General features: G+C 73.8%; 7 protein-coding genes. 1 reads left to right on the forward strand and 6 read right to left on the reverse strand.

Annotation, left to right across the window (positions count from 1 at the left end):
- Positions 1-22: 22 nt before the first annotated feature.
- Positions 23-211, reverse strand: coding sequence for a hypothetical protein (locus tag ACFVHV_RS42645; RefSeq protein ID WP_359898072.1), 189 nt, complete (start codon positions 209-211; stop codon positions 23-25).
- Positions 212-372: 161 nt separating this feature from the next.
- Here ACFVHV_RS42645 and ACFVHV_RS42650 point away from each other — a divergent pair, with 161 nt between their 5' ends.
- A complete protein-coding gene (locus ACFVHV_RS42650; protein WP_380359105.1) occupies positions 373-1,215 on the forward strand; it encodes an HAD family hydrolase in 843 nt (280 codons plus the stop codon).
- Positions 1,216-1,273: 58 nt separating this feature from the next.
- On the opposite strand, the gene ACFVHV_RS42655 is transcribed toward ACFVHV_RS42650, so the two are convergent.
- The 5 genes from ACFVHV_RS42655 to pstC form a co-directional block, all read right to left on the reverse strand.
- Positions 1,274-2,176, reverse strand: a complete 903-nt coding sequence (locus ACFVHV_RS42655) for a phosphate ABC transporter ATP-binding protein (RefSeq protein WP_359898075.1) — start codon at positions 2,174-2,176, stop codon at positions 1,274-1,276.
- 23 nt (positions 2,177-2,199) lie between these two features.
- Positions 2,200-3,114 (reverse strand): sortase, encoded by a 915-nt coding sequence (locus ACFVHV_RS42660; protein WP_380359108.1) that lies wholly within the window; start codon positions 3,112-3,114, stop codon positions 2,200-2,202.
- On the reverse strand, positions 3,111-4,928 hold the full coding sequence (locus ACFVHV_RS42665) for a phosphate ABC transporter substrate-binding protein PstS (protein ID WP_380359111.1): 1,818 nt from the start codon (positions 4,926-4,928) through the stop codon (positions 3,111-3,113). Before ACFVHV_RS42665 ends, ACFVHV_RS42660 begins: the two co-directional genes overlap by 4 nt.
- A 38-nt stretch (positions 4,929-4,966) precedes the next feature.
- Positions 4,967-6,205: a phosphate ABC transporter permease PstA gene (pstA, locus tag ACFVHV_RS42670; protein ID WP_359898080.1), complete on the reverse strand. Its 1,239-nt coding sequence runs from the start codon at positions 6,203-6,205 to the stop codon at positions 4,967-4,969.
- A 109-nt stretch (positions 6,206-6,314) separates the two neighbouring features.
- A complete protein-coding gene (gene pstC, locus ACFVHV_RS42675) occupies positions 6,315-7,346 on the reverse strand; it encodes a phosphate ABC transporter permease subunit PstC (protein ID WP_359898082.1) in 1,032 nt (343 codons plus the stop codon).
- Between the last annotated feature and the right edge of the window lie 191 nt (positions 7,347-7,537).

A 7,537-nucleotide genomic window follows, 5' to 3' on the forward strand; every position in this document is an offset into this window, starting at 1 on the left:
GGGCGGGGGCGGGCCGCAGGGCCTAGGGGTGCGGGCGGGTGCGCTGGGCGGGCAGGGACGGGGCGCAGGTGCGGCGGGCGAGTTCGGCGAGGGTGTGGAAGAGGACGTCGCCGAGCAGGACCGGGTCGCGCGAGGCGTCGGACGCCCGCGGGTCGCGGGTGTCGGGGCGGGCGGTCGGGGGCGGCTGGTCGCGGAGCTGGCGTGTGGGCATGGCTCTTCCTGCCGACGGGGTGGCCGTGGGCAGTCATTCCCGGCGCGGCCGGCCGGGCACCCCGGCGGCCTGGGGATCGGCCGGAAACGGAGTATGAAGGGCTTGATCACGGCGCGGACGGCCGGTGGGCGCGGGGCCGGGCCGGTGACCCTGCCGCGCCGATGGGCGAAGATGGACCGGTGACCGAACCCCGTACCGCGCCCCGCCTCATCGCCACCGACCTGGACGGCACCCTGCTCTGCTCCGGTGGCACCGTCACCGACCGCACCGCCGCGGCGCTGGCGGCGGCCGAGGCGGCCGGGGTGCAGGTGGTGTTCGTGACCGGGCGGCCGCCGCGCTGGATGCAGCAGGTGAGCCCGCACATCGGCGGCCACGGGGTGGCGATCTGCTCGAACGGCGGCGCGGTGGTGGACGTGCGGCGCGGCGAGCTGCTGGAGACCTTCCCGCTGCCGGTGGAGACCACCCTGGCGGTGGTCGAGGCGCTGCGGGCCAAGCTGCCGGGCACCGCGTTCGCCTTCGAGCACCCGGGCGGCTGGGCCCGCGAGCCCGGGTACGCGGTGCCGATGTGGGGCGACGAGCTGGAGCACGAGGTCGGCACGGCGGAGGAGCTGCTGGGGGCCGGCGGGTCGGTGCGGGGCCTGTTCAAGCTGCTGGCCAAGCACCCGGACCTCGACCCGGACAAGTTCCTCGCCGAGGCCAGGGAGGCGGCCGGGCACCTGGCCGAGATCACCCGCTCGGCGGCGATCCCGCTGCTGGAGATCAGCGCGCCCGGCGTCACCAAGGCCAGCACGCTGGCCCGCTGGTGCGCCGGGCGCGGGATCGACCGGAGCGAGGTGGTGGCCTTCGGCGACATGCCGAACGACCTGGAGATGCTGGCCTGGGCCGGCACCGCGTACGCCGTCGCCAACGCGCACCCGCAGGTGCTGGCGGCGGTGCCGCTGCACACCGTGAGCAACGAGCAGGACGGCGTCGCGGCGGTGTTGGAGCGGCTCCTCGGCCGGTAGGGCAACGGGAACCGCTCCGGCCGGGAACGGCCGGAGCGGTCGGAGCGGTCGGAGCGGCCTAGCCGAAGCGGCCGTTGACGTAGTCCGAGGTCCGCTGGTCGCGCGGGCTGCCGAAGATCTGCTCGGTCGGCCCGGCCTCGACGATCCGCCCCGGGGTGTCGTGGGTGGCCAGGAAGAACGCGCAGGTCTGCGAGACGCGCTGGGCCTGCTGCATGTTGTGGGTGACGATCACGATGGTGAGCCGCCCGCGCAGTTCGGCGATCGTCTCCTCGACCCGCCGGGTGGAGGTCGGGTCGAGCGCGGAGCACGGCTCGTCCATCAGCAGGATGTCCGGCGAGACGGCCAACGACCGCGCGATGCACAGGCGTTGCTGCTGGCCGCCGGAGAGCGCCCCGCCCGGGGTGTGCAGCCGGGTCGACACCTCGTCCCAGAGCCCGGCCCGGCGCAGGCTGGTCTCGACCAGGTGCTGGCGCTCGTCCTTGGACACCTTGATCCCGGCCAGCTTGAGCCCGCTGGAGACGTTGTCCTGGATGGACATCGCCGGGAACGGGTTGGGCCGCTGGAACACCATGCCGATCCGGCGCCGCACCTCGGCGGGCCGGCGGCCGGGCCGGTAGACGTCGTCCCCCTCCAGCAGCACCTCGCCGGAGAGGGCGGCGCCGCGCACCATCTCGTGCATCCGGTTGAGGATCCGCAGGTAGGTGGACTTGCCGCAGCCGGACGGGCCGATCAGCGCGGTGACCTCGCCGGCCGGCATCGCCAGCGAGACCCGCTCCAGGACCTTGCGGCTGCCGAACCAGGCGGAGACGTCGCGGGTCTCCAGTCCGGCGAGCGGCTCGTCGTCGGGGTGGCCGTCCGCGTACCGCCGGTCGGCGTACGGGGCGGGGGCGACCGGGGGGAGGGTGATGGTGTCGGCGACCGGGTCGGCCGGCGGGGTTTCGGTCAGTGGTGCGTCGGTCATCGGAACGGTCCTCCGGGCGCGCGTCAGTAGAGGTTGGGCAGCAGGGCGGCGGCGTTCTCGTAGACCGCCCAGAGCAGCGCGCCGACCACCGGCGCGAGGCTCAGGTACGCGGCCGAGCGCCGCCAGTACCGGGCCAGCAGCAGGGCGCCGGCCACCGCGCCGAGCAGGCCGAGCGACCACAGCTGGAGCGTGGCCAGCGCGCCCTTGTCCGCGGCCAGTGCCTTGTCGTACGGGACGGTCGCGGGCCGGCCGCCGGGGTTCTGCTGCGGGTCGCCGTCCAGCCGGGCGCCGATCAGCACGGTGGAGCCGGGGATCCAGTCGGAGTCGCCGGTGACCAGGACCATCCGGTTGCGGGCCTGGTCGACGATCGGGTGGTCGCCGTCGCCGTACACGTTGACGGTGTAGGTGAACGTGCCCTGGCCGGTGGTGGCTTCGATCTTGTCGCCGACCCGCAGCCTGGACAGTTCGGCGAACGGCGCGCCGAAGGTGGCGCCGCGGCCGAAGACCACGGCGACCCCGCGCTGACCGGGCAGCGCGGTGTCCCGGCGGTGGCCGGGGCCGCGCATCAGGTCCCGGCCGGTGGTGCCCTCGACCACCACGGCCCGGTGCAGGCCGATCGCCGGGATGTCCAGCAGTGCCACCGGGTCGCCGTCGGCGGCCGCGCCGGTCGGGGCGACCGCCCGGGCCAGCTGGTCGCGGAAGGTCTTGTACGCGGTGGACTGGTAGTGCTTCTGCTGGACGTGCGAGAGCGTGAACAGGTACCCGACGAAGCCGAGCACCAGCGCCGCGGCCAGGCTGACCGCCCAGGCGCCCTGGAGGAACCGCCGCCGCCCGGGGGAGACGGCGGGCCGGGCCGGGGCGGCGGCGGGCCCGACGGGGGCGGCCGGCTGCTCCGGCGCGCTCACCGCGACCGGCTTCTCCAGCACCGGGGCCGTCACGAGGTACCGCCCGAGCCGTTGCGGCGGCGCAGCAGCCGGCGGCCGAGCAGCGGCGGGACGAGCACCACGGCGAGCAGTTCCAGCGCGGTGAGGGAGGACAGCATCCAGTCCTCGGGCTTGCCGCTGACCTCGACCACGTTGGCCGCCACCTCGGTGGCGGCGCCGCCGCGGCCGCGGGCGACCACCTGGCCGGTCTGCGGGTCGACCACGTCCTCGGTGGCGTCGCCGGCACCGGGCGCGTTCGGGTCACCGCCGGCCGCGCCGCCGGCCGCGTTCGGGTCGCCGGCACCGCCGGCCGTTCCCGCGCCCCCACCGGTACCGGCGCCACCCGCGCCGCCGCCGGTTCCGCCTCCGGAGCCGCCGGACCCGCCGGTGCCGCCGGAACCGCCCGCCGCACCGCCGGAGCCGCCGGCCGCGCCGCCGGCACCGCCCGCGCCCGAACCGGTCTTGACCGGCTGGCCGTTCTGCACGGTGCAGTCCAGCGGGCTGCCGGCCTTGTCGCAGGGGCTCGGCATCGGGGCGTTCTTGAGGACGGTCAGCTCCCCGGCCGAGTTGAAGGTCGGGTTGGCGCAGTTGGAGAGGGTGTTCGGGTCGACCGGGCTGGCGTTGCCGGGGATGTTCCTCGTCTGCAGCAGACCGCCCTTGACCAGGCCGCGCGGGATCGGCGAGTAGCCGAGGTCGTCCGCCTTGCCCTGGCCCTCGCACAGCACGTACGAGAGGAAGCGGCTGAGGGCGGAGCCCTTGTCGTTGTTGAAGCGCGGCGGCGGCGGGTTGGCCGCCCCGGCCCGCGGCACGATCAGGTAGCTGTAGCTGGAGATCGGGTAGGCGCGCGGGTCGTCCATGGTGTAGACGCCGTCGAGGTTCTGCTGCAGGTAGTTCGGGTCGTCCGCCGGGGTGCCGTCGTCCACGCCGCGGATCTTGGCGGCGGTGAGCGCGACGGCGACGTTGGAGGCGGTCGGCAGCGAGTAGTAGCCGGCCTGGTTGAGCACCTTCACGACCGGCCAGTTGCTGCGCTTGGCGAACGCGTACTCGTCGTAGCCGATGGTGCCGACGTTGCCCGGGGACTTGATGTAGCCGGCCACCACGTCGGAGCCGTTCTGCGCGACCATCCGGCCGGACGGCGGGAAGAACTCGGTGTAGTCGCCGCAGCTCACCCCGTTGACGGCCTTGCAGTAGGACTCCCACTGGTCCTTGTGGGTGTGCTCCATCCAGCGGGTGAACTGCGCGGTGGCGCCGGAGCCGTCGGAGCGGATCACCGGGGTGATCTGCAGGTTGGGCAGTGCCTTGCCGTAGTCGCTGGTGACCTTCGGGTCGTTCCAGTTGGTGATCTTGCCGGTGAAGATGTCCACGATGGTCTGCGGGGAGAGCCGCAGGTCGCGGACCTGCTTGCCGCCGACCACCAGGTTGTACATGAAGGTGGTGCCACCTGCGGTGATCGGCACGTAGGAGTAGCCGTAGACCGGGTTCTCCCGCTCGCCGCCGCCGTTCGCGTGGCCGTTCTGCCCGAGGCCGGTGTCCGGCGAGGAGCGGAACGGCACGTCGGAGGCGGTGAAGTCGTCCTGCCCGATCGACCACTGGGTGCGGCCGGCCGCCGAGCCGACCGGGTTGAAGTTGATCTGGATGCCCTGCGGGGACACGTCCTGGCGCCACTGGTCGATGGCGGGGCCGGCCCAGCTGGAGCCGTCCGCGCTCAGCGAGATCGAGGCGGCGTGGGCCGGGGTCTGCCCGATCAGCAGGGAGGCCGTGGCGAGCGACAGGGACATGGCCCCTGCCAGCAGCCGGGCCGTGGAGCGCCTTGCGGCCTCCCGGAACATGTGAACTCCTCGGGGACGGAGGGTGGTTGGTCCGGACATCAGTGCTTCGCCTGCGAGTGGAGGGCGTACGGACGGGCGATGGCGCCGAGCGCGGCCGCCTCCTGGCGGCGGGCGTCCCGGTCGATCCGGCGCTTCTGGGCCCGGGTCAGCTGCCCGGGCCGGCGGCCGCCGAGCACGCGCGCGGTGACGAACAGGACCAGCACGACGCCCATCAGCGTCAGGCCGGCCGCGAAGCCGCGCGCGATCATGCCGTCGTACGGCTGCTTGACGTAGTTCCAGATGTAGAGCGGCAGCGACACCTGGTGCCCCTCGAAGGGGTTGCCGTTGAACTGCGAGGTGAAGCCGGAGGTGAGCAGCACCGGCGAGGTCTCGCCGACGCCGCGCGCCATGCCGAGCACCACCGCGGTCACCAGGCCGGGCCGGGCGGTCGGCAGCACCACGTTCCACACCGTGCGCCACTGGCTGCCGCCGAGCGCGTACGAGGCCTCGCGCAGGGTGCCGGGCACCAGCCGGATGACCACCTCGGCGGCCCGGGTGACGATCGGCATCATCATCACGGTGAGCGCGAGCGAGGCCGCGAAGCCGCTCTTCTCGAAACCGAAGGTGATGATCACGACGCCGAGGATGAACAGGCCCGCCACGATGGACGGCAGCGCCGTCATCGCCTCGACCAGGGTCCGCACCGGGCGGGCCATCCGGCCGCCGACCTCGGACATGAAGACGGCCGCCGCGATGCCCAGCGGAACGGCGAACAGGGTTGCCAGGCCGAGCTGTTCGAGCGAACCGACGATCGCGTTGAGCGCGCCGCCGGAGGTGAGCTGGTCGAGCGGGCCGGTGTGCTCCATCGACTCGGTGAAGAAGTTGAGGTGCTGGGCGGCCTCCCAGCCGCGGCTGGCGACGTAGCCGATCTGGTCGGCGATCAGCGCGACCACCAGCAGCCCGGAGCTCCAGGCGACCACGGCGACCAGCCGGTCCCGCACCATCATCGGGTTCCACTGGAGCCGGCCGAGCAGGTAGTAGCCGGCCAGGAAGAGCAGGTACCAGCAGAGCAGGAAGCCGAAGGCGCCGCTGAACGGCAGCACCCGCTCGTACAGCACCCAGTCCAGTGCGAGCGAGCCGGCCGTCGCGCCCGCCACGGTGAGGACGTCGTCGCGGGTGACGCCGCCGATCCGGAGCTTCTTCTCGGGGCCCGGGGCCCCGGCCGCGGCGGGCCCCGGGGGCGCGGGCTCACCGGCGGGCCCGGACACCGCGACCGGCGGCAGGTCGAGCGTGGTCATCGGATGGTCCCTTCACGGTTCGGGTGGCTGCGTGGGCCGGTCGTCGCCCCGCGGGCGGGCGTCCGTGGACAGGCCCTGTCCCCGCGGGCGGTTCGGGGGTTCGTCATGCTCAGTCCGCCGTCGCGGCGCCGGAGCGCGAGCGGTTGATGACGACCCCGGCCAGCACGTTGACCAGCAGGGTGAGCGCGAACAGCACCAGACCGGCGGCCATCAGCGCGGAGAGCGACAGCGAGTCCGACTCGCCGAAGCGCAGCGCGATCAGCGCGGAGATCGAGTTGGCGCCGTTCTCCAGGATGTGGGTGATGGCCTTGAAGTTCGGCGAGATGATCAGCGCGACGGCGATGGTCTCGCCCATCGCGCGGCCGAAGCCCAGCATCACCGCGCCGATGACGCCGCCCTTGCCGAACGGCAGGACCACGGCGCGGACCATCCCCCAGCGGGTGGAGCCCAGCGCGTACGCGCCCTCCCGCTCGCCCTGCGGGGCCTGGGAGAAGACCTCCCGGCTGAGCGAGGTGACGATCGGGATGATCATCAGGGAGACCACCACGCCGGCGATGAAGGTCGAGGAGGTGTACGAGGTGCCGATGTCGCCGATGCGCACCTTGAGGAAGGGAATGGCGTCGCCCAGGTGGTTGGCCATCCAGCGGACGAAGCCGATGATCCGCGGCTGGAGGAAGAACAGGCCCCACAGGCCGTAGACGATGCTGGGGATCGCCGCCATCAGGTCGACGAGCGAGATCAGCGCGGCGCGCAGGCGCACCGGGGCGTACTCGGAGATGAAGATCGCGGTGCCGAGTGCCACCGGGACGGCGATGACCAGCGCGATCACCGCGATCAGCAGACCGTTGGGCAGGACGGCGGCGATGCCGAAGTTGTGGGCGGCGGTCTGCCACTTCTGCTCGGTCAGGAAGGACCAGCCGACCGCGCGCAGCGCGTCGGTGCCGCGCAGGACCAGGAAGAAGGCGATCAGTCCCATGATCGCGAAGACCGAGAGGCCGGCCAGCCGCAGCACGCCGCGGAACACCCGGTCACCCGGGGTCGCGGGGGCGGTGATGGTGCGCGGGACGTCCTGATCGGGCCCGTGGTCGGGTTGGCGTGGCGCCCCGGCGTACGGTGCCGCGGGCTCAGCGGCGGATGTCATGTGTGCTCTCCGTGCTCGGGAACGGGCGTGCTCGGTGAGGGTCCGGGGCGCTGCCTCGGCGGGAGGAAGCGCGGGGGGGGGGCGGGGCGGCGGCCCCCCCCGCGCCCGCACCCCCGTAGCCCATCCCGGCCGCCACCCCGCCGCCCCCCACCCCCCCGCCGCCCCCCCCCCCCCCCCCCCCCCCCCCCCCC

It is taken from the genome of Kitasatospora sp. NPDC127116, from assembly GCF_042677365.1.
In the GTDB taxonomy this organism is placed as follows: Bacteria; Actinomycetota; Actinomycetes; order Streptomycetales; family Streptomycetaceae; genus Kitasatospora; species Kitasatospora lactacystinica.